Annotated in this window: 25 protein-coding genes, 1 pseudogene and 1 riboswitch; of the genes and pseudogenes, 7 read left to right on the top strand and 19 right to left on the bottom strand. The window is 38.8% G+C overall.

The annotated features are described in order from the left end of the window. Positions 1 to 526 precede the first annotated feature (526 nt). The 3 genes from IQ283_RS13530 (at position 527) to IQ283_RS13520 (ending at position 3,506) form a co-directional block, all read left to right on the top strand. Positions 527 to 1,615 (top strand): GerAB/ArcD/ProY family transporter, encoded by a 1,089-nt coding sequence (locus IQ283_RS13530; RefSeq protein WP_206759464.1) that lies wholly within the window; start codon positions 527 to 529, stop codon positions 1,613 to 1,615. Positions 1,616 to 2,243: 628 nt separating this feature from the next. Next, entirely contained in the window at positions 2,244 to 2,939 is a 696-nt protein-coding gene (locus tag IQ283_RS13525) for a polysaccharide deacetylase family protein (RefSeq protein WP_194220665.1), read from the top strand. Positions 2,940 to 2,975: 36 nt separating this feature from the next. Continuing rightward, on the top strand, positions 2,976 to 3,506 hold the full coding sequence (locus tag IQ283_RS13520) for a GNAT family N-acetyltransferase (protein WP_206759463.1): 531 nt from the start codon (positions 2,976 to 2,978) through the stop codon (positions 3,504 to 3,506). Positions 3,507 to 3,595: 89 nt separating this feature from the next. Here IQ283_RS13520 and IQ283_RS13515 read toward each other — a convergent pair whose 3' ends face one another. After that, the gene (locus tag IQ283_RS13515; protein ID WP_194220663.1) at positions 3,596 to 5,119 is read right to left on the bottom strand and encodes an FAD-dependent oxidoreductase; all 1,524 of its coding nucleotides are present in this window, start codon (positions 5,117 to 5,119) and stop codon (positions 3,596 to 3,598) included. Positions 5,120 to 5,254: 135 nt separating this feature from the next. After that, a riboswitch (cyclic di-GMP riboswitch) is annotated at positions 5,255 to 5,338 on the top strand. An 11-nt stretch (positions 5,339 to 5,349) separates the two neighbouring features. Here IQ283_RS13515 and IQ283_RS13510 point away from each other — a divergent pair. The 3 genes from IQ283_RS13510 to IQ283_RS13500 all read left to right on the top strand — a co-directional run bounded on the left by IQ283_RS13510 (position 5,350) and on the right by IQ283_RS13500 (position 7,267). Further along, positions 5,350 to 5,991 (top strand): HD-GYP domain-containing protein, encoded by a 642-nt coding sequence (locus IQ283_RS13510; protein WP_194220662.1) that lies wholly within the window; start codon positions 5,350 to 5,352, stop codon positions 5,989 to 5,991. 58 nt (positions 5,992 to 6,049) lie between these two features. Further along, positions 6,050 to 6,217 (top strand): sporulation histidine kinase inhibitor Sda, encoded by a 168-nt coding sequence (sda, locus tag IQ283_RS13505; protein WP_194220661.1) that lies wholly within the window; start codon positions 6,050 to 6,052, stop codon positions 6,215 to 6,217. 207 nt (positions 6,218 to 6,424) lie between these two features. Further along, positions 6,425 to 7,267 carry an aldo/keto reductase gene (locus IQ283_RS13500; protein WP_194220660.1) on the top strand — a complete coding sequence of 281 codons (843 nt, stop codon included), beginning with the start codon at positions 6,425 to 6,427 and terminating at the stop codon, positions 7,265 to 7,267. Positions 7,268 to 7,387: 120 nt separating this feature from the next. On the opposite strand, the gene IQ283_RS13495 is transcribed toward IQ283_RS13500, so the two are convergent. Beyond that, positions 7,388 to 7,879, bottom strand: a complete 492-nt coding sequence (locus tag IQ283_RS13495; protein ID WP_194220659.1) for a DUF2798 domain-containing protein — start codon at positions 7,877 to 7,879, stop codon at positions 7,388 to 7,390. A gap of 222 nt (positions 7,880 to 8,101) precedes the next feature. Between IQ283_RS13495 and IQ283_RS13490 the strand changes: the two genes are divergently transcribed. Then, positions 8,102 to 9,175, top strand: a complete 1,074-nt coding sequence (locus tag IQ283_RS13490; protein ID WP_194220658.1) for an AbrB family transcriptional regulator — start codon at positions 8,102 to 8,104, stop codon at positions 9,173 to 9,175. Between the two features lie 64 nt (positions 9,176 to 9,239). Here the strand turns inward: IQ283_RS13490 and IQ283_RS13485 are convergent, their stop codons facing one another. The 17 genes and pseudogenes from IQ283_RS13485 to IQ283_RS13400 all read right to left on the bottom strand — a co-directional run bounded on the left by IQ283_RS13485 (position 9,240) and on the right by IQ283_RS13400 (position 19,331). Beyond that, on the bottom strand, positions 9,240 to 9,788 hold the full coding sequence (locus tag IQ283_RS13485; protein ID WP_194220657.1) for a 2'-5' RNA ligase family protein: 549 nt from the start codon (positions 9,786 to 9,788) through the stop codon (positions 9,240 to 9,242). 60 nt (positions 9,789 to 9,848) lie between these two features. Continuing rightward, positions 9,849 to 10,481 (bottom strand): VC0807 family protein, encoded by a 633-nt coding sequence (locus IQ283_RS13480; protein ID WP_194220656.1) that lies wholly within the window; start codon positions 10,479 to 10,481, stop codon positions 9,849 to 9,851. A 113-nt stretch (positions 10,482 to 10,594) separates the two neighbouring features. Next, a complete protein-coding gene (locus IQ283_RS13475; RefSeq protein ID WP_194220655.1) occupies positions 10,595 to 11,137 on the bottom strand; it encodes a hypothetical protein in 543 nt (180 codons plus the stop codon). A gap of 40 nt (positions 11,138 to 11,177) precedes the next feature. Continuing rightward, a complete protein-coding gene (locus tag IQ283_RS13470) occupies positions 11,178 to 11,690 on the bottom strand; it encodes a GNAT family N-acetyltransferase (RefSeq protein WP_242057345.1) in 513 nt (170 codons plus the stop codon). Between the two features lie 120 nt (positions 11,691 to 11,810). Beyond that, complete coding sequence (locus tag IQ283_RS13465) at positions 11,811 to 12,239, bottom strand: HIT family protein (protein WP_194220654.1); 429 nt, start codon at positions 12,237 to 12,239, stop codon at positions 11,811 to 11,813. A 65-nt stretch (positions 12,240 to 12,304) separates the two neighbouring features. Continuing rightward, positions 12,305 to 12,775, bottom strand: coding sequence for a hypothetical protein (locus IQ283_RS13460; protein ID WP_194220653.1), 471 nt, complete (start codon positions 12,773 to 12,775; stop codon positions 12,305 to 12,307). 54 nt (positions 12,776 to 12,829) lie between these two features. Then, entirely contained in the window at positions 12,830 to 13,306 is a 477-nt protein-coding gene (locus IQ283_RS13455; RefSeq protein ID WP_194220652.1) for a hypothetical protein, read from the bottom strand. A gap of 62 nt (positions 13,307 to 13,368) precedes the next feature. Continuing rightward, positions 13,369 to 15,150 (bottom strand): S9 family peptidase, encoded by a 1,782-nt coding sequence (locus IQ283_RS13450; RefSeq protein ID WP_194220651.1) that lies wholly within the window; start codon positions 15,148 to 15,150, stop codon positions 13,369 to 13,371. An 84-nt stretch (positions 15,151 to 15,234) separates the two neighbouring features. Beyond that, positions 15,235 to 15,624, bottom strand: a pseudogene (locus IQ283_RS13445) (DUF4181 domain-containing protein). A gap of 120 nt (positions 15,625 to 15,744) precedes the next feature. After that, the gene (locus tag IQ283_RS13435; protein WP_194220649.1) at positions 15,745 to 15,948 is read right to left on the bottom strand and encodes a hypothetical protein; all 204 of its coding nucleotides are present in this window, start codon (positions 15,946 to 15,948) and stop codon (positions 15,745 to 15,747) included. A gap of 79 nt (positions 15,949 to 16,027) precedes the next feature. Continuing rightward, positions 16,028 to 16,216 (bottom strand): hypothetical protein, encoded by a 189-nt coding sequence (locus tag IQ283_RS13430; RefSeq protein ID WP_194220648.1) that lies wholly within the window; start codon positions 16,214 to 16,216, stop codon positions 16,028 to 16,030. 18 nt (positions 16,217 to 16,234) lie between these two features. After that, positions 16,235 to 16,423 carry a hypothetical protein gene (locus IQ283_RS13425; RefSeq protein WP_194220647.1) on the bottom strand — a complete coding sequence of 63 codons (189 nt, stop codon included), beginning with the start codon at positions 16,421 to 16,423 and terminating at the stop codon, positions 16,235 to 16,237. Between the two features lie 180 nt (positions 16,424 to 16,603). Beyond that, complete coding sequence (locus IQ283_RS13420; protein ID WP_194220646.1) at positions 16,604 to 17,011, bottom strand: hypothetical protein; 408 nt, start codon at positions 17,009 to 17,011, stop codon at positions 16,604 to 16,606. A gap of 61 nt (positions 17,012 to 17,072) precedes the next feature. Next, positions 17,073 to 17,462, bottom strand: coding sequence for a DUF4181 domain-containing protein (locus IQ283_RS13415; protein ID WP_194220645.1), 390 nt, complete (start codon positions 17,460 to 17,462; stop codon positions 17,073 to 17,075). Between the two features lie 28 nt (positions 17,463 to 17,490). Continuing rightward, positions 17,491 to 18,048, bottom strand: coding sequence for a GNAT family protein (locus IQ283_RS13410; RefSeq protein WP_322098387.1), 558 nt, complete (start codon positions 18,046 to 18,048; stop codon positions 17,491 to 17,493). A gap of 136 nt (positions 18,049 to 18,184) precedes the next feature. Beyond that, on the bottom strand, positions 18,185 to 18,352 hold the full coding sequence (locus IQ283_RS13405) for a hypothetical protein (RefSeq protein ID WP_194220643.1): 168 nt from the start codon (positions 18,350 to 18,352) through the stop codon (positions 18,185 to 18,187). A gap of 244 nt (positions 18,353 to 18,596) precedes the next feature. Next, entirely contained in the window at positions 18,597 to 19,331 is a 735-nt protein-coding gene (locus tag IQ283_RS13400) for a YqcI/YcgG family protein (RefSeq protein ID WP_194220642.1), read from the bottom strand. Positions 19,332 to 19,370 lie beyond the last annotated feature (39 nt).

The following is a 19,370-nucleotide window of genomic DNA, read 5'->3' as shown; positions in this document are numbered from 1 at the left end:
CTTCTTATAAACGATATTTGATCATTCTCTATCAAGATGTGGTTTATCCCTTTAATGTGGCATGACAATATCGTACTGAAAACAGCTCGTCCTGATATTAATTCTGAGGAGTATTTTCGACTTACCAACCATAATTTCGTTGGATACTAAACGTAATTTATTCGCCAATACGTTTCCTTCTATTATTTACTTTTTCAGTTGGAAGTCCATTTAATTGTAATTACTCAGTTGTTAAAATCACATGAGGCTCTCTTTTGATTTTACACAAGCTCTCGCCTTCCCAAGGAGTAAAAAGTCCCCTTCAAATGAGAGGATAATTAGATAAATAAATAGGCTACTATCGTTACAATCTTCATAAGCTAAAATCTACTTCTTGACCTCCCTCTCTCCACAAATCTAATCCATTTTTCACAATAATTTTAATCGCTTTACCTTATTAAGGTGAGATATTAAATTTCACCGGTTCTCCCATTTATTAATGGTTGAGATAGCAATAAGGTCTGAGACGAACGGAGATGGAATTGAAATGAAAACAAGTAAGCAAATTAATATAGTTCAACTATTTTTTATCATTTTCCAGACTCAAGTAGGCGTAGGAATTCTTTCTTTACCAGCTACACTACATTCTACAGCAGGAAAAGATGGATGGATTGCAATAATACTTGCTGGATTAGGTTTTCAAGGCGTAATCTTCGTTCTTTACTTTTTAAGCATGAGGTTTTCAGAGTTAACACTTTATGAATATGCCCCTAAAATCGTCGGTCGATTGATGGGAACGCTTATTTCAATCGGTTATATTCTTTTTGCCGGTTTAACCGCTATCCTGGTTCTTCAGCTATTTCAGGTGACCATCAATATGTGGATTCTTCCTAGGACACCTTCTTTCGTAGTTCTTTTACTTATGTCTATTTCAGGAGCATATCTTGTTCTTGGAAGGATAAAAGTGCTAGGTCGATTCAATCAATTCGTAACAGTGCTCGTTGTTCCTCTTATTATCATGGTACTGATCTCATTGAGGTATTCAGATATTCGTTACATCCTGCCCATTGGTGAGCATGGAGTAAGTCCAATCATAAAAGCAACTCCAGAGGGATTCTTTTCTATGATTGGATTTGAAATGGCACTATTTGTCTTTCCCTATCTACAAACCAAAGGAAAGGCTGCCTTGATAAGCCTAACGCTATCTAATATAGCCGTTACAACCTTCTATTGCCTTATTACTTTTGCTACCTACGTTTATTTCAGCCCAAATCAGCTTAAAACGATTCATGATCCAACGGTATATATGTTAAAGGGGATTTCTTTCCTTGTTGTCGATCGAGTTGATTTACTGTTTCTTTCAATCTGGACTGTTTCTGTCTTAACATCCTTTGGATCTTACTTGTATATCTCTTCTGAAGGAATGAAAATTCTTACAAAGCGAAAAAAAGCAATGTGGCCAGTTATCATAACGACACTGCTTACGCTAGGTATTTCACTTCTCCCTCATAACCCTTACACAATGGAAACACTATCTAGCTATCATTCCATAGCAAGTTATTTCTTTGTATTTGGTATTCCGTGCGTCCTCTTAATTATCAGTTCAATAACGAATCGAAATTATAGAGTGAGATGATAATTCTTCAACCTCTGGATCTGCTATTTTGAAATGGTGTTTAGAGACCATATTTAGCTTCATCTTTTAAGTAATAGCTAAAAACGCAAGCGCTAAAATAGACCGAGCCTAAGATTGCTGTTGGAGTACTCCCTGCAAACCTAATCACCAACCGAGCGAAAGAATAACGTTGCATATGAGTATGTAAACCGGGGATTTTGTATGATATGATTTTATCTCTTTCCCTCTATTTTTTTATTGTGAAACACCTTGAACAATTGGTTAAAAACGTCCGAAAAAAGGTAACAAATCTCTCTTTTTATAGTATTCATTATATAAGGAAATTTAGGTTCACAACGTCAAATGAATGTCACAAACGCCTATTTTTAGACTGGTCATTTGAATGCTACCGAGGCAATAGTGCAACCGGCTCCTTAATGGAAAATAAACATGTAATAGCAGGGAATGCACGGGTAGGCTCTAATCTTAACGATGTTATAATAATACATATTTAAAGAAAAGGGTTTCCTTACAACCTATTGTTAGCACCACATATAATTGCATTTGAATGATTGGCATCTATACAAGTTCAAAATATCCGAATCCAGTCAAGCTTTCTACTTAACTATCAGTAAAATAGGAGGGATAGTTGTTGAAAAAGAAATGGATTTCTCTTGCAGTATTGATGATTATCCTTGGTTTATATGGGTCTTATAAACTAATGAATTCAAGAGAATATCAATTGTTTGGAGGATTAACCAATCGTGTAGAAACAGACCAAAAAGTGGTCGCTTTAACTTTTGACGATGGTCCTACCCAAAATGTAGAAGATATTCTCCCTCTTCTAGATCAATATCATGCTAAAGCAACCTTCTATGTCATTGGAAAAGAACTTAAGAAAAATAAGGAAATAGGCAAAATGATCGTTGAAGCTGGACACGATTTAGGAAATCACAGTTACTCTCACAAACCAATGGTATTTAAAAAAAAGGCTTTTATGAAGGAAGAAATTGAACGAACGAATCAGCTCATTCTTGAAGTAGGTTTTAAAAAAGAAATCGACTTCAGGCCACCAAATGGAAAGAAGCTCATTGGACTACCCTATTATTTAAATCAAAATGATATAGAAACCATTACATGGGATTTAGAACCAGATACATACTATACGAATACTCAGGATAAAGTGAACTATGTAAATGAACACGTAAAATCAGGTTCCATCATCCTTTTACACCCCATGTATGATGATTCGGGAGAAGAATTGAAAACAATTGAAGGGATTTTAAAATCATTAACTAACAAAGGCTACCAATTCATCACGGTTAATGAACTACAAAACATGTAATCTACGTACTCGAATTTAAAAGAAGAGAGGAAGGCCATGTACAAGGTGAAAAAATTACATTTAAGTGATCTTCACGAACATATGCTTGATTCTTTCGAACGTAGGCAGGTAACCACTAATGTATGGATGGTGGAATCAAACGACTTCATAGAAAAGGAAGATCGATTTGTAGACGATTGGTCAATAGAGAGAAAACGCGAAATTGTAAACCACTTCAAATCTACCATTGCTCGTGGTGGTAGCGTCATAGTAGCCGAGCAAGATATGAACGTGATTGGATTTGTCGTTATTGAGGCTGAGACATTTGGAGAACTTACAGCCTATCGCGAACTTTCCTACATTCATGTCTCTTTACCATTTCGAGGAATGGGAATCGGTCGCAAACTATTCATTAAAGCGCAAGAAGTTGCAAAGCAGTTAGGAGTAGACAAACTTTATATTGGCGCACACCCATCCGTTGAAACCCAAGAATTTTATAAGAGGATGGGCTGCGTGATAGCTGAAGAAATATATCATGAGATCTACCAACGAGAAACGCGTGATATTCAATTGGAGATTACCTTATAGAATGCTTCAATCAATATATCATTCCAATGTTAAGTAGGTATCTTATTCTTTTCCCTATTGGTGGAGATGATCGGAACTTCTATTCCTTCCTAATATAATGTTGAAATATTAAACTTTGACATATACTCTTTCAATTTATTCACGTTCTGCTCTACTTCAGCTAATGCAACATAACCATCCGGACGGATCAAGTACAGCGCATTTTCCTGCAATCCTTTTTTCGTCATTGCTTTTTCAAAGCTAAACTCATATAGAGAATATCCAGATACCCTAGCAAAATCCTTAACGGCTTCATTTGCCTGACCATATACGTGAAGCTGCCAATTCATTGACTTAAGCGCATCATAATTATTGCATGACTTTGTTTGGATCCATGGTAGCCGATCTCCACCATGAACTTTCCCCGCTGTACCAACACTAAGTTGGCTGTTGCGATAATGAATGTTGATTTGAGAAAGCCTTCTAAAAGCTGCTTTTCGAGCGATCGAAAAGGAACGAAGCGTAAATGGAGCCACGTTCGGTATGACGATTTTCCTCAGTAGTTTGCTCGTCATGTGGTCGCCTATAATAGAAGTAAATGCTCGATCTGTTGTATCGATTAGCTTTCTCGCAAAGTCAATGCGCTCCTCTTCAAATGTATCAAGAATGGCTTCGTCCGCTTTCCGAAACAGCACTGCGGCTAGCTTCCACGCTAAGTTCACCGCATCCCCGATACCGGTATTCATGCCCTGTCCGCCAGCAGGGCTATGAATGTGCCCAGCATCTCCGGCAATAAAAGCACGTCCTTTTCTAAAATGACTGCTAACGCGATGATGGACTTTGTACGTTTGGAACCAGTTCACATTCTGAATCGTTAAGCCTGTTCTCTGCTCGATAAGCGCCTCGAAATCCTTGAACGCAACTGAGCTTTGATCGGTCAATTCGCGAGGAACAATACCGATAATCCGTTCCATCCCCGTGCTTCTAACTGGCATGAACAGGTAAAAGGTGTCAGAATCTAAATACACATTTAGACTACTTTCAGATATCTGTCCAGTGTTAGCTTTAACATCTGCCACAAAAAACAGTTCCTCATACGTTCCACCCGGAAAATCAAAAGCAAGCCCTCTTCGAACAGGACTATGTGCCCCATCACACCCGCATATATATGAAAACTCACTCCGTTCTTCCTTATTATCTTTTTTAATAACGGCTTGAACATGATCCCCTTCATCCATAAATGAAACCAACTCTGTCTGCCATTCTACCTCAACGCCTTCGTCGGCTAATTTGTTAATTAGCAGCTGCTCGTGATCATCTTGCGGATAACTTAGGGCAAATGGGAAAGGACTTAATCCTTTTCCAAGATCCCGAAAATGAATGTTCGCTTTTGCCTTCGTTCCTTCTCGAAATTGGATAGACTTTACTTTGATCCCCTGGTGAATGACTTCTTCTGCGAAGCCCATTTGGTCATAGAATTCTAGGGTTCTAGCGTGCACAACTAGCGCACGCGATGCTTCTCCGGGTCCCTCATTTTTCTCGATGATCCGAAATGAAACTCCATATTTCGCCAGGTGGAGTGCTAATACAAGACCCGTAGGACCTGCGCCGACAATTAGTACGTCAGATTTCATTTTCCAATCTCCTTCCATTGGCGTTTCAAATAAAAAAACTGAAAAATCAAAGAAAACAGTTAACAAAATCACCTTTTTATGGTATTTATTATATAAGTATATCCTCATGTCAAGATACCTCAGTAAGAGAACCACAAAAAAAGAGAATGCGATGAACTATCATTCTAGCCTGGGCACTTGAGTGATAGGGAGCAAGTAGTGCAACCGGCTCCTTAAAAAGGAGAATGAACATGGAAAAGTGTACATTGTACGGGCACGCTAATTTATTTTCATTACAGACACTACGAATGATGGAACTGCTAAGGCGTCACGACCCTCATAGCTTCGTCCATTCGGTGCAAACTACGAGCTACTTCATTGATTTCTGTTTGCATTACAATTTCCGATCATTGTTGAAACGACCCTTTCTTGAGTCTGTTTTGCTACATGATATCGGTAAACTGCTTGTCCCAACAGAAATCCTTCAAAAAAAGAGCCCACTAACCCTTTATGAGAAAGAGTATGTCGAGCAGCATCCAGAGTTTGGAATAGAGCTACTTAATGATTTTCCAGAGATTGATATTGAGCCGTCTCTTATACTAAATCATCATGAGAATAGCGATGGTACTGGCTATCCTTACCAATTACATGATGAGCAAATTCCTCGATCTGTTTCGATCCTTCGAGTCATCGATAGCTTCATTGCGATGACGTCTGATCGAGCTTATCGTCCAAAACGTTCTGAACAATCAGCCATTCATGAAATTAATGCTCATCGGAATAACTTCTATGAGCCATCCACCACCTCCTTGTTTATCTCTTATTTGGAAAAACGGTTAAAAGGGAAAAAGATTCTGCTTCATTATTTTGATTACGCCAAACGTCAAAATTAAGCAGCGCTTTTCCATAACCGTTTAAACAAAACCAAATAGAACTGGGAGGTCGGATAGATTGCGACTCTTATCAACTAAGGATTTACTAATCGCTTTTTGTGATGCGTATACTCTTCAATTAGATGAAGCTTTTATTGAAATGTTAACAAGCGAAATCATGCGAAGAGGAATCACTCCTCCCCAAACACGTACAGAGTGTTATGAACAAATCGCCAATTTCACTTAATAAAGTCGCCTTTCATGACGCTATATAGAAAAAGCTTATCTGGTCTCTTCTGGCCAATAAGCTTATTTTGATGTCTTTCAATCGATCTCATCTCCCTTCACAAAAAAAATTACTGTTAATACGCTTACATATGTTTGCATTTTTTAGGAAGTGGTAGATTTAAAGTGAGATAAAAAAGTTGAATATTTTTGAAAGGAATGATCTTTGTTGAAGGAATCAATCCCAGAACTAACGTTGAATGATGGTCTTACACTACCCGCTATCGGTTTCGGTACTTACTTGCTAAATGGAAATGAAGGCGCAACTGCAATTAATAGTGCGATTGATGTTGGCTACCGTCTCATCGATACGGCTTACAATTACGAAAACGAAGGAACCGTGGGCGAAGCCATTCGTCGAAGTACAGTTCCTAGAAATGAACTGCGCGTCACTTCTAAATTACCAGGTCGCTATCAAGAATATAAGAAAGCTGTTACGGCCATTCAAGAGTCGTTATATAGAGCTAACCTGGATTATTATGATTTGTACCTCATTCACTGGCCGAACCCTAAACAAGGTCTTTATCCAGAAGCATGGCAAGCTCTAATTGACGCTAAGAAATGGGGACTCATTCGCTCGATCGGCGTATGTAATTTCCTTCCGGAGCATCTAGAGCAATTGGAGAAGGAAACCGGCGTAAAGCCAAGCATCAATCAAATCGAACTACACCCCTTCTTCAACCAGGAAGATCAGAGAAGATTTCATCAACAAAACAACATCAAAACACAATCCTGGAGCCCGCTAGCTCGAGTGACTGACATTTTAGAAAATGAAACGATCAGTCAAATTGCAAATCAACATAACAAATCAGTCTCTCAGGTGATTTTACGCTGGCATTATCAATTAGGATCCATCCCGATTCCTAAATCTTCTTCTCCAGAACGTCAGCTTGAAAACCTCTCTATTTTTGACTTTTCTTTAAATGAAACAGAAATGGCGATGATGGCTGAATTAACGAAACCAAATGGACGATTGAATGATCAAGATCCAGCTACTTATGAAGAATTTTAAATTTCTCCATCTAACGATTCAACTAACCAACTAAAAAAGGATGCCCTTCAGCAGGGCATCCTTTTTTCTTTACCATCTGTTCACTTCTTCAATAAACCAAATTCACCGCTACTTGTTTCATTACTGTGCTTTAGCACTCATTGGTTTATTCGTTTTTACATACTTCACGAACAACCACCGAACGAGTGGCCCCATAATAAGGATCTGTAACGGGAAGGCTACAATGACATTCTTAATAAATAACGAAACATACTCTCTTAGGAAGGAATGATCCATAGATCCAATATTAGCATATGACATTATTAATCCGTAAAATGACATAAAGAATACCATACCGATAACCATACAAGTTGAAAGAATTAAAATAACCTTCCATTTATGAGATTTGTTAAAAGGCAAACGAAACGTAATTTTCTTCGCAATGGGACCTACCACAATAATTTCAAATAACAAAGCGATAATATAGCCAAGCAGTAGACTCATAAGCAATTCTATAAGAGTCATTTCTCCCAGTAATCCATTCGTAGATAAGTTATAGAATGTCATCACACATACCATTCCAAAACACATCATTAACCCAAAATAAAAACCTTCTTTTTTCGTTTCTGGCAAACAACTCATCCTTTCTTTCTAGCATAGTGACAAGTATAGTCATTTCAATTCGCGCTCGTAAGTGAACATTTTGTGAATATTTCAAGCGAACCGTATCGCATGAATATGATAGTGGAGATATGCTACACTATTGAAAATCACTGTTCTCATTTCAAGAGAAAGACTGTTACGATGTGGTCTTCTCGACATACAACGATATTGTTTTTTGAAGGTGCTGTTTGAATGAAAAAAGGACTACTACTCTTCATAGCTTTTACCGTTGGGTATCTCTTTGATCTTCTCAACATGCCAGCCGGATGGTTATTAGGTGCAATGCTTGTTGGAGCCTTCTATCGTCTTATGATTGATGATATAGCTTACCCGAATCTATTGTTTGACCTCTCGTTAGCCGTGATCGGTGTCAGCATCAGTCTAAGTATTAAAGCAAAAATGTTTCAGGAGGTCGCAAGTTACCTCCTCCCTCTAGCCGTCTCAATGATCATCTTATTAATCGCAAGCTGGGTCCTAGGAAAAATTCTAAAAAACTATTCAAATCTTGATTCAAAAACAGCGCTATTCTGCTGTTTACCAGCCGGTGCGTCGGTCATGATGGCTCTGAGTCGCGAATACAATGCGAATTTAGGTATGGTTGCTGCCTTTCAAACGGTTCGCATCATGATGCTCGTCTCAACTATCCCGCTCGTTGCTGGTTTTATGTCTTCCTTTCTATCAACAGATGAAGTACAGGGTGCTGCGATGAAAGCCACTTCTCAAGTGAATATGCCGATGGGACTTGCTATTCTTTTCTACCTTTTGTTAATTGGAATCACCCTTTTCCTCGCAAAGAAATGGCGCATTCCGATCGCCCCTTTTCTATACGCGATTATTATTGGATTTCTCTTTCACACGTTTATCCAACAGCTTCCAACCATGCCGAATCTCCTAGTAGGTATGGGAATGGCGATGCTAGGCGTCATCATCGGAGTGCGATTTGATCGCAGAGCTTTAAAGGAAATCAAAGAAATCGGGTGGACAAGCGTTTGGATTCTTCTCTCATTCTTTTTCTTAACATTTGTCGTAACGTTTGTGTTCTATCTCATGACGCCGCTCGATTTCATCACAAGTCTACTCGCGATCGTTCCAGCTGGCGCACCGCAAATGTCTTCTGTTGCAGCATCTCTTGACTTAGATGCCAGCATCGTCGCTGCCATGCAGGTCATTCGCTTGCTCGTGCTTGTGTTAATTATTCCAATGCTCGTTCCTTTTCTGGTTTCCAAAGAGCAAGGTAATGAAATAAGCGGACAAGAAAACACATAAAAAAAAGCAGGTTCACATCCTTTTAGTGTGACCTGCTTTTTCTTATGATTTTCATAGAAGTTCATCATTTTAACCTTTTGGAGTAAATAATCGGCGCGTTCATTCCGTCCTCATCTTCTTCAACCAATTCGATCAGTGCCACTTCTTCAATTCTGCTATAGATCGTATCATTCCGTTCAATACAATAGTGATAGACCTTCGCTAAATCTGCATGCGAAAGATCATTAGCTAACGTACAGTGAGGAATCCACTTCCCAGGTAAATATAAAGAGTTAGCTGTTTCATTGAATTCGCCAAGGTTTTGATAATGATCCGAATGAAACGTAAGCAATTCTTGCGTCACCGTAGGCGTTAGAAAGATTGCCCCATAATCCAGGAAAGATCCGATTGTATTAAATGTAATCTCAATCCCTACTTTTTCATTATAATAGGCATCCACTTCGTCTATGAACTTCTTTTTATCTAAGCTTTCATAGCTTCCTAATGTAATATGTGGCCTACCATCTTTCACTTCATCTGCATAGAAAGAAATGGACTTCTCGCTTAGGTCATTCCATATGTCTTTCACCTGCTGTTCTGTCTTCTCATCAAATAGTGCTATAAACCAGTACACTTTTTAGCCGCCTCTCTCTTCTTATCCCTCTGTTACGAAGCCTTCTCTCATACAATTTAGCTATAACGTTTGTTCCATTTCTTTGTTGCTTTTGTATTGTAGTAATTTGGCAATATGGAAAAACCCGTAGACCGAAATAAGCGTAATCCCCCAACCGACTATTTGTTTCAAGAGAATGCCTTTATCAAAAGAATCCACGCCATATTGTAAGATCAACCAAACATTGATCGACGCTACGATGATGTTCTTACACACAAAACCAAAAGTGATGAGCTTAAATATCATTAAGATTTTCTTCTGGTAAAACTCCTGTTTTAGAATGCGACGGCTCCTGCCCTGGAGCTCCATAATATCGACTGTAAACAATAAATAGATCGGCCGATTGATCACAATACTTCCAACCATAATCAGTGCCATCGCATAAGAATAGATGACACGATTCCAAAGCATTTGAATGGCAGACCCGGAAAGAACGTCAACTAACGTACTCGTTGCTAACGTCACAATGAGAAAAATCCCAAAAAAGTTTATTTTCTTCAGTAGAATAAAGCGGATGATACTATATATCAACCCAGGGATGGTTGATATAAGCATAGCATAGTAGTCACCAATGATGTCTCGAGACAGGTGCCAAATGCCAATTGGAAATACAACGTAGCAAATGAGATCCCATATGAGAATATTTCGATTCACTAACTGTTCATCCTCCTCCGTACAAACGCTTGTGATTATAAAACAAGAGCTTCTCCTCGTCCCGGAAAAGCTCTTCCTTAGAAATTTCATCGTGTTAGAAATCAAACGACTGATCAGTTCAATTCATACGTTCCATCTTCATACACTTTGTACAACCCTACCGTTCCAGAACCACCCTTTTCCTTAAGGGATTTGGAAGTAAGTTGCACAGTATAATAAGATCCACCATCATCTGTTTGAATCGGTCCCATCTCTCTAAAAACGATATCTTCAAAATCAATGTTTTGTGTTTCATCAGCTTCTAATTCACGCTTCAAATAATCGACAGCCGAAGAACCAGACGTTATAGCGACCTCGCTCGATTCAGAAGACTCCTCCTCAGAATCACCTTCTGTATGATCATTCGTATTCTCTTCTGTACCCTCGTCACTCGGATCATCAGATGTTGCTTCGCCTTCTTCATCCACAGAAGCTTCATCGCTCGTTTCGGTGCTTACTTCTTCATTCATCGAAGCGTCGGACTCTTCACTCGAACTACTAGTCATTTCATTCGAGCCATTCGACTCGGCTTGCTCACCAGCTGAATTATTTCCACACGCAGCCAACAACAGACAAGCGAACACGCTCAGTGTAACCATTTTTCTATTCCATTTCATTTCGTAAGCTCCTCTATTGCGGTGATTTCAAACTATGTATCTAGCTCGCGGTGGGATTGAAGAGTCTAAACATCGATTGTTCTTCACCAAATCGCTTCAATTGACCTTCACACGTCATACCCACTTTTCGCAAAAGCTTACATGACGCCATATTTCGCGTTTGCGTCTCAGCGACGATTTCTTGTAGCTGCCATTCACTAAATCCATGCTCGATCACACGAGTAACGACCTCGCTCGCATAACCGTTCCGCCAGTACTGTGGTAGTAACTGATATCCAATCTCTGTACGAGCACAATCATGATAAGAATCAAGAAAAACAAAACCGATAAACGCATGACTTTCATTTAGAAAGATCGCCCAGTAGCGGCCTTTCTTTGCGTGAAGCATATGTGTGAAGTGATGCTTAAACGCCTCTTCCTCCACCGTTCCACCTAAGTATTTTCGCACATGCTCATTCTCATAAAGCTTTTTAACAGACTCATAATCCCTCTCCGAAAATAAGCAGAGATAACATCTTTCTGTTTTCAGGAATTTCCCTCCTATCCGTAGCAATGGTTTGAACAAAATTTTTCATTAATATACAATTCCAATTATTTCAAAACAAACAATAAAATTCAATCATCTCACAGGAGTGCCATTTAAGTTCTTCTAATGAAAAACCAACTTTTCACTTTACGACATCATTTCCATTTGTTTCATTAACTTCTCTTTCGTGACTCCTAAGTTAGCTTTTTCCTTACCATTCTCGCTCTCTTCTTCATGATAGAAAGCTTGTCCATCATATCTCGGGATCACATGCATATGGTAATGACTCAAATCGTTGAAAGTCCCGCCATTTTGGCAAACAGTGATTCCATCTGGCGCGTAAAGTGCTTTGATTGCTCGGGAAATTTTCATAGAAGCAACCATAATCGCATTGGCTGTTTTTATATCTAACTCTTCTACATCTAAAACGTGTTTCTTAGGTACAATTAACGTATGACCCTCATTAAACGGCTCAATATCTAAAAAGCAACAAACATCATCATCTTCGTATACGACATGTACCGGTTCGATTTTGTTTGCCAATTGACAGCCTAAGCATGCTGATACCATAGACATTCTCTTCCCCTTTGCTTAATCGCATTTATTTGGTGCAAAACCTTATTTCTTTTACTAGCCAACCTTTACTTCACCTGGTAATCATTACTCGTTTTTACACCAAACCGATAAGTTGATTCTCCTAAAGATTTACCGCCTTTCCCATTCCAGTAGAAATGAAGACGATAGACTGTTTCACCATTAGTCGATGGACTAATGGTAATATTATTTGAATCCAATTTAATATGTTCGCCCGTCGTTTCATTTATAAGATTGATCGTAGATGGCGCTGGCTCCATCTCATCAAAAGTGATGCCTAGGGATTGCTTGCCGATATCGACAATTTCAGGGTTTTTCTGTGATTCATTATTAGCTTTTGTTACCATGACACAATCATTCCAGCACACCGTTTTTGCGCTGTGCGCTATTTCAGTTTTCGCTTGTTTATCAAGATTCCACACTTCCACTTTTGGTTTAGGCGCTTCCTCACCGTTCAACTCCCCACTGCATGCAGTTAGTAATGCAATCAGAAGGAAGAGTAATAAACGTTTCGTCATATGCCATCCCCCTTACTTCATAAAACACTAAGTTTTTTCTATAATTCTAGATCTTCAGCTAATTCCTAACACATCGAAAATGCTAAGGTCGATGAAATACGTCATCACACATAACGACGTGAACATTAATGCACCAAAACGGAAATGAATAATTGGTTTCCTCACTAATATTCGATCAATCACCAAAAACGTTACAGCAGGAATTAAACTAACGAATCCTACTAAGCTGCCAGCTAGTATGTGCAGTATAGTCGATATGTACCCTTCTTTTCGATCGATAGTAGTTGAAATCGATCTAGCCAACGAGTCACTTAATAGTGAAACCGGTACTCCATAAAAAATTACACCATAGAAAAGAATAATGTAAATATACGAAGCATCATATTGAAACTCTGCGAGCCCACCCCTGAGTGAATAGTCTATAAATACTGACGAGATGATAAGATTCATACAAGATAAAAGGACGATTGTGAACGAGCCAGCAACGATTTTTCTTTGTATGCTTTCTAAAAAAGCTGTTTTACTTTTCAATAGTTCACTCCATTCTATAAGAAAGTTCTTAAGGTGAAAGATTCAATACATTATCATTTCCTTCAACTATATTGATCCAGAAAAGCGAGCACTTTTCGATAGACAACCATTTCGTTTTCTTTCTTGGAAAAGCCATGCCCTTCATCTTCTAACACAAGATAATCAACATCTCTTCCTCTTACTTTCAGAGCTTTTACAATTAGATCAGATTCTTCTTTCACCACGCGAGGATCCTGTCCGCCCTGAATCACCAGCATTGGTTTTGTCATCTTCTCTACATAGGTGTGCGGGGAGTCCTCTGTTAATTTCGCTTTGTCCTTCACTGGATCTCCAATAAGTTGCTTCGTCGCAGGCTTCCAATGCTCAGGCACCGAATCGACAAAACTAAATAAATGACTTGGACCAAAGATATCCACTACCGCTTTAAAATAGTCTGGATACCTGCCATGAAGAAGAAGCGCCATATACCCTCCATAGCTACCGCCCATCAGCATGATTTTCTCTCGATCAGCATAGCCTTGCTCAATCAACCACTCTAGTCCATGAATGTTATCGAGGCGTGGACCATACCCCCAATCGCCTTCTACTAATCTTTTAAAAGAAAGGCCATAACCTGATGAGCCTCTAAAGTTTGGAGCAAAAATACTATAGCCACGATGTAGCAAAAATTGAAAGAGTGAACGAAACGAAGCCCGTTCAGCAACTTGTGGACCTCCATGCGGCCACAGTATCGTATGTCCATTGTCGTTTTCTTCCCTTGCCTGGAAAAGCAAAGCTTCTATTTGAAGACCATCGTAAGAAGGATAAGTAATCGTTTCAGGCTCAACCATTTCTTCCCTAGCTACGCCTGGAACGCTATAGTTTGTTAACCGTGACCAGCCCTGATTCGACTTTTGATAAATATTGAAGGGAATTGTTGCCGAACACCCTAAAAGATAAACGCCACCATTTCCGCCAATAACCACTTTTTCGATGATGCTCACAGGGGCATCAATCTTTTCAAGTTCACCAGCACGAAGATCATATTCATAGAAAGCATCTACTACACCTTTTTGACTAACGAGGTAAAGACGATGATCCTTACTACAGTACTGGATATCCGAGAAATCTTCATTTTCAAGCTGTACGACCTTTTGGAATTCTCTCGTTGTAAGATCGAACTTCGCAAGATATGAAAAGTCCTCTCGATAGTTCGTGAGCAGGTATATTTCCGTTTCCGAAGTGTACACAGCCCCAGCAAATGTATGCTCTGGGCTTCGATCAGGTGTTACTAAGATCTGTTCCTCTCCAACCTTCACGTAAGGAAGTGAATAGGTATTTCCAAAGAATCTTCCATAAAGAAAACTGCTTTCCTCAGGACTTTTGACCATCAATAACGTAATCGCTTTTTCTCCATGGAGAATCGTCTCCTCCAGAGTTGTTTCAAGGTTGTAAGCATAGCTTTTCATGAACGTTTGATCTTCTTTATTCGAAGTATAAAATAACTGCTTCCCATCATTTGATAGGATTGGCATGTGATGACTAAAGCCTTCTGCTTCTCTTAGCGTTTTCACCTGTCCGCCTTTAGCGGAAACAGCATAAATCTGTCCATTCTCATCGCCATCTTTATCCATAACGGCGATAACATACGCCCCACTTTTGTCATAAATGAGTTCCTGACAGCTTTGATTCTGAAATGACAAAGGATAAGGAAACGTGTGTGGAAGATCCAAAGCCCACAAATTGTACGTTCCATTTAAATTCGTACTGAACACCAACTGTTCTTCGTCTGGACTAACGGCAAATGTCTGAATTCCAAACGTTCGAAAGAATTGTTCAACATCCGGTTTTTCAAATTGAATCATCGTGTTCTCCCTTCGTGACTTAACTCTAAGTCCTTTGATCAGCTACTATTTTTAGTTTTTATTCACTTCAAAAAACGACTAATACTAAGCAGTGAACAACCCAAAAAAGTTTGTTGAAAACATTGATGTTAAGAAGATAATGATGAGCGCCAATTGAATCGATGTGAAAATATAATCATTTTTATTAGCTGCATACTTCTTCTCCATAATGACTCGAACAGCTTCCGACGCAATAATAAAAACAAACAAAAGAATATGTGTTTGAAGGTACCAAATAGGATCATGAAAACCTCGATAAATATGAACGACAAAACTAAGGATCAGTAAAACGATAAAACTAATCCGAATGCCCCAATCTCATTTCTTATGTAGTTCATTCACATGGTTATAGGAGAAGATCGGTTTCTTTTCAACCTTAAGCCATTTTCTCAAAGCTTTATTTATGAAATAAAGTGCAAATCCAGCAACCGTCATCATTATAATTACCTTCGGGAAAAATGTTTCCACTACATCACCCTCAAATCTTAAAGTAACAACACATGAACATAGAACTCATAAATATTTTCAACTTTTCTCTAGCCCTCTCTTATCGGTTTATTCCTGTTGCTTCTTTCTAGAAAGAAGTGATAAGAAAAACAACGCTAGTCCTAGAGATATGGAGGCTACGATCATCGATTGATCCTCTTTCGCATTGCCTTCAATTAGCTTTATTGCTAACAAAATAACCCCAGCGATGATAAAGAAAACACCTGCTGCAAAATTGGCTTTCCCTAAGCGTGTTAACGTTCTAAACATCATTCCATTCGCCCCTTTTGATAGAGTTGAAACATGGTTTGGATATGTATGATTGCACTAACAAATTAATGAAGGAATCCTTTCATTCACTCGTTCTTATTTTCCATAGCTCATTCACAACCCCACCTACACAAACAAATAATCCTACAATGCCAACTACATTTACAAAGACGCCAGTAAAATCATCGAACTTAATACCTTCTTGAATATTTGACCAGAGGATTAAAACAAACACAGCAATTTCAAAGAAAAAAATGAAGATTCGTTTCAAGAGATCACCTCAATACAGTTAATGCTTCTTTCCGATCGGCTTCTCACTAAGCGTTACTCCATACGTTTCACTGAATTCTCTAAGACCATGAATGGAGCCAACTATTTTTTCACAATCCATTTGATTAAAGAAAAGACGACTAAAGCGCCAAGTACGGTGAATAGAAACGCCACTAACGCAATCGACAAACCTCCCATCCCCATTCAACTCTCACATCCTTTTAGCGATCCTGTTCTTAGTTCGATTGTTATCATCCTCTCCCTCTCACAAAGAAGTTCCGTATTCCCTTACTAACTATACGAAGTTCACCTTAGAATCGTTTCGCTTTTCCGTAAACAAAAAGGCTGAGTATAATCCTCAACCTTTTTTCATGTCTCTATAATGGCGTTACTTGTTCCCTTTTAAAACGAACTTTTCCGTTTGACCGTCCCACTCGATGACTGTATGGATTCCCTTATCGAGCTGAAGCTCATCACACGGGTAGACGCAGCCTAATGTATCTTCAATCTCGATCGTAGAGTTATTCATTTCTACTTCTCCGGTTTTCTGCCAATCAATATCGTAAGCTGTTTCCCCACTGAAAGCATATGTAACATTCGTAGAAGGCTTTTCACCATCGCCAATATATTCTAGCGTGATTCCTCTCAACTCTTTCCCTTTCTCCTCACGGAAATCGTATTGAACATTCCAATTTTCGCTCGTTCCGGCTAAAATCCCATCAGGTAAATGCCCTGAAGATGAATTTGAACACGAGACGACCAGCATGGCTAACAACACGACCCATAAGTATCTCATTCTATTGACCACTCTTTCGATAGATTTTAATATTTCCAGAGAACTTCTCCTGTCTAAATTATCATGAATGTCCAATGAGAAAGATGAGAAAAGAAAGTCCAATCATGAAAGAGCTTAGAAATTGATGATAATAAGCTTTATCATTAAAATTTCTCAGTCGTTCCTCGATCCCTTGATTCAAATGTTGGAGGAAAAACAATGCAAAAACCGGACTGATTTTCATCATAACCGGCTTGTTTTCACTGTTAGCATCGATATTAAGACTTAAAAAACTACTAATAAATGCCACGACTAAAACGATATCAATAATCATGGAAATCTTGTAACGACCCTCCGCAAACATCCAGCTCCATTTGCTTTTAATACCTAAATTCCTTTTCAAATAATACTCGCTAATCCACAGATAAACCGCTAGTAAACTAACTAAGCATACAATCGTAAAAGTATTCAATGGAAAGCAGCCCCTTCACATTGATTTTTTATAGCGTAGCTTTCCATTCATCCGAAAGAATCGAATACATCTTTAAGTCATGAAACTTCCCCTTCGCAAACATCGCTTTTCTCATAATGCCTTCAAACGTCATGCCCGCCTTTTCCATCACTCTAGCCGATCCTTCGTTCGCGACAAAACATCTTGCCTGAATTCGCTCTAAATCTAATTCATTAAATCCATATGCTATGATTTGCTTAGCCGCTTCAGTCATATACCCTTTCCCCCAGCAATCTTCAGCAAGTACATAGCCTATTTCTGCTTTTCGATGTTTACTCTCAATGTTTACAAAATCGATCGTACCGACAAGCTGACCAGAAATTTTTAGCTCCATGCCCCATAGTGCTTTGTTTTTTTGACGATAACCGTCAAGGATCATTCGAACGAATCCTTTCGTATCCTCTATAGACTGGTGCGTTTCCCAGCTTACATGCTGTGATACATTGGGATTGGAGCCGTATTGATAAATAGTTTGAAGATCACCCTCGGTGATTTTTCGTAGAATCAAGCGTTCCGTTTCTAACTGTGGTATTTTTAAAGAATTCAATAATTGCCCCCCCATTCTATGACGATGTACGTATGATTTCAGGAATACATTCTTTTAAAGAACATTGATTAAATCCATATTTTCGTATTCAATCGAACACCTATTCATATCTTAATGCAATGATTCGTTACTCTGCTTACATCCATAAATATAAAAATTTCATGAAAAGCAAAGCAAATAAAATTAATATGATGCTTTTCATTTCCGCTACCGGTGAAGGTTCTTCCTGTTTCTTCCTTATTTTTCGTCTATACTCATTCTGAATTTTAAAGAAACTCTTCTTCTCTTTCTTTTGACCCTTCATCTGAGTACCTCCCAAATGAATCCGCAAAATAGTCAATCCATTTCCAGGAGCTTTATATTCAGTTCTTACTTTGGTAACCCTTACATTACTAACGTCTCTTTTCTTAAAGCCGTTTGATTTGTACCATTTTAACATATTATTCCACGTGGGATTCCAAAAGAATGATAGGTTATTAATAAAACGACACATGAGCCGGCTCATGTGTCGTTAAGGTTACTTATTTCATATTCATCTAGCATTCAACTTAACTATTTTTATGAAGGAAAGGGCATTTTCCGACGATTGGCTCTATGTCATCCCCGATAAACGACTGTTTCCATTCATTATGGTTAGGATCTCCGAAGTGGCTAATATCCGGATGCTTCGGAAGGTTATCCCATTTCTCTACACGCGCACGCACTTTGTCACGCGACATGATGCCGCCTTTTTCGGTTCCTTCCAATCCTTGAAAAATCGTTCTAGGCTGAAATCCTAAGATCAGGCTGTTGCCAAGGTTACGCGTTTTGCGTTGTTTATAGGCAGGTGCGTTTCCAAAAGTAAAGATCGGCTCTCCCGCGAAGTGAAAATCCCATAAAAAGTGCTCTGGATCCTTTGGTGCTTCACTTGGCCATGGAATACGATCCTGGTTATGTAGATACTGTAGAATGTCCCAGAAGTAAGAACGATAGTAGTCAATCGACTTTTCTTCCCTTTCCGGCTCTACAAAAATAAATAATCCATGTCTTATTTTCGTAGGTTCACGAAATAAGCTAAGAAAGCTTTCCACCGCGTCAGGCAAGTTGGCCCAATCATCGTGTTCAATGTAGGAATAGCGCAGCTCCCCTTTAAGTTGAGCTGTTCTACCGAAAAAACAAGGAAATGTTGGATCTGTGACTAACTCACTGAACGTCTTGTATTCAGTTAACAGCCATTCAGGAAGATCTTTACGATTCTCAATATCTTCCTTTGTTAACAAGAAGCGACTTTCTGTCTTTAGCATAGGTTTCTCTCCTTTGAATAAAAACTTCACTTTAAAAAC

The organism is Pseudalkalibacillus hwajinpoensis, from assembly GCF_015234585.1.
Taxonomy (GTDB): Bacteria; Bacillota; Bacilli; order Bacillales; family Guptibacillaceae; genus Guptibacillus; species Guptibacillus hwajinpoensis_B.
Note: the sequence above shows the minus strand (reverse complement) of the source record. Positions and strands in the feature narration are given on the sequence as shown.

What these genes read in the sequence shown, in the direction of transcription:
- IQ283_RS13530 (WP_206759464.1), top strand. Translation starts at nt 527, where the DNA reads ATGAAAACAAGTAAGCAAATTAATATAGTTCAACTATTTTTTATCATT.
- IQ283_RS13520 (WP_206759463.1), top strand. Translation starts at nt 2,976, where the DNA reads ATGTACAAGGTGAAAAAATTACATTTAAGTGATCTTCACGAACATATG.
- IQ283_RS13515 (WP_194220663.1), bottom strand. Translation starts at nt 5,119, where the DNA reads ATGAAATCTGACGTACTAATTGTCGGCGCAGGTCCTACGGGTCTTGTA.
- IQ283_RS13510 (WP_194220662.1), top strand. Translation starts at nt 5,350, where the DNA reads ATGGAAAAGTGTACATTGTACGGGCACGCTAATTTATTTTCATTACAG.
- IQ283_RS13490 (WP_194220658.1), top strand. Translation starts at nt 8,102, where the DNA reads ATGAAAAAAGGACTACTACTCTTCATAGCTTTTACCGTTGGGTATCTC.
- IQ283_RS13475 (WP_194220655.1), bottom strand. Translation starts at nt 11,137, where the DNA reads ATGAAATGGAATAGAAAAATGGTTACACTGAGCGTGTTCGCTTGTCTG.
- IQ283_RS13465 (WP_194220654.1), bottom strand. Translation starts at nt 12,239, where the DNA reads ATGTCTATGGTATCAGCATGCTTAGGCTGTCAATTGGCAAACAAAATC.
- IQ283_RS13460 (WP_194220653.1), bottom strand. Translation starts at nt 12,775, where the DNA reads ATGACGAAACGTTTATTACTCTTCCTTCTGATTGCATTACTAACTGCA.
- IQ283_RS13450 (WP_194220651.1), bottom strand. Translation starts at nt 15,150, where the DNA reads ATGATTCAATTTGAAAAACCGGATGTTGAACAATTCTTTCGAACGTTT.
- IQ283_RS13435 (WP_194220649.1), bottom strand. Translation starts at nt 15,948, where the DNA reads ATGATGTTTAGAACGTTAACACGCTTAGGGAAAGCCAATTTTGCAGCA.
- IQ283_RS13420 (WP_194220646.1), bottom strand. Translation starts at nt 17,011, where the DNA reads ATGAGATACTTATGGGTCGTGTTGTTAGCCATGCTGGTCGTCTCGTGT.
- IQ283_RS13405 (WP_194220643.1), bottom strand. Translation starts at nt 18,352, where the DNA reads ATGAAGGGTCAAAAGAAAGAGAAGAAGAGTTTCTTTAAAATTCAGAAT.
- IQ283_RS13400 (WP_194220642.1), bottom strand. Translation starts at nt 19,331, where the DNA reads ATGCTAAAGACAGAAAGTCGCTTCTTGTTAACAAAGGAAGATATTGAG.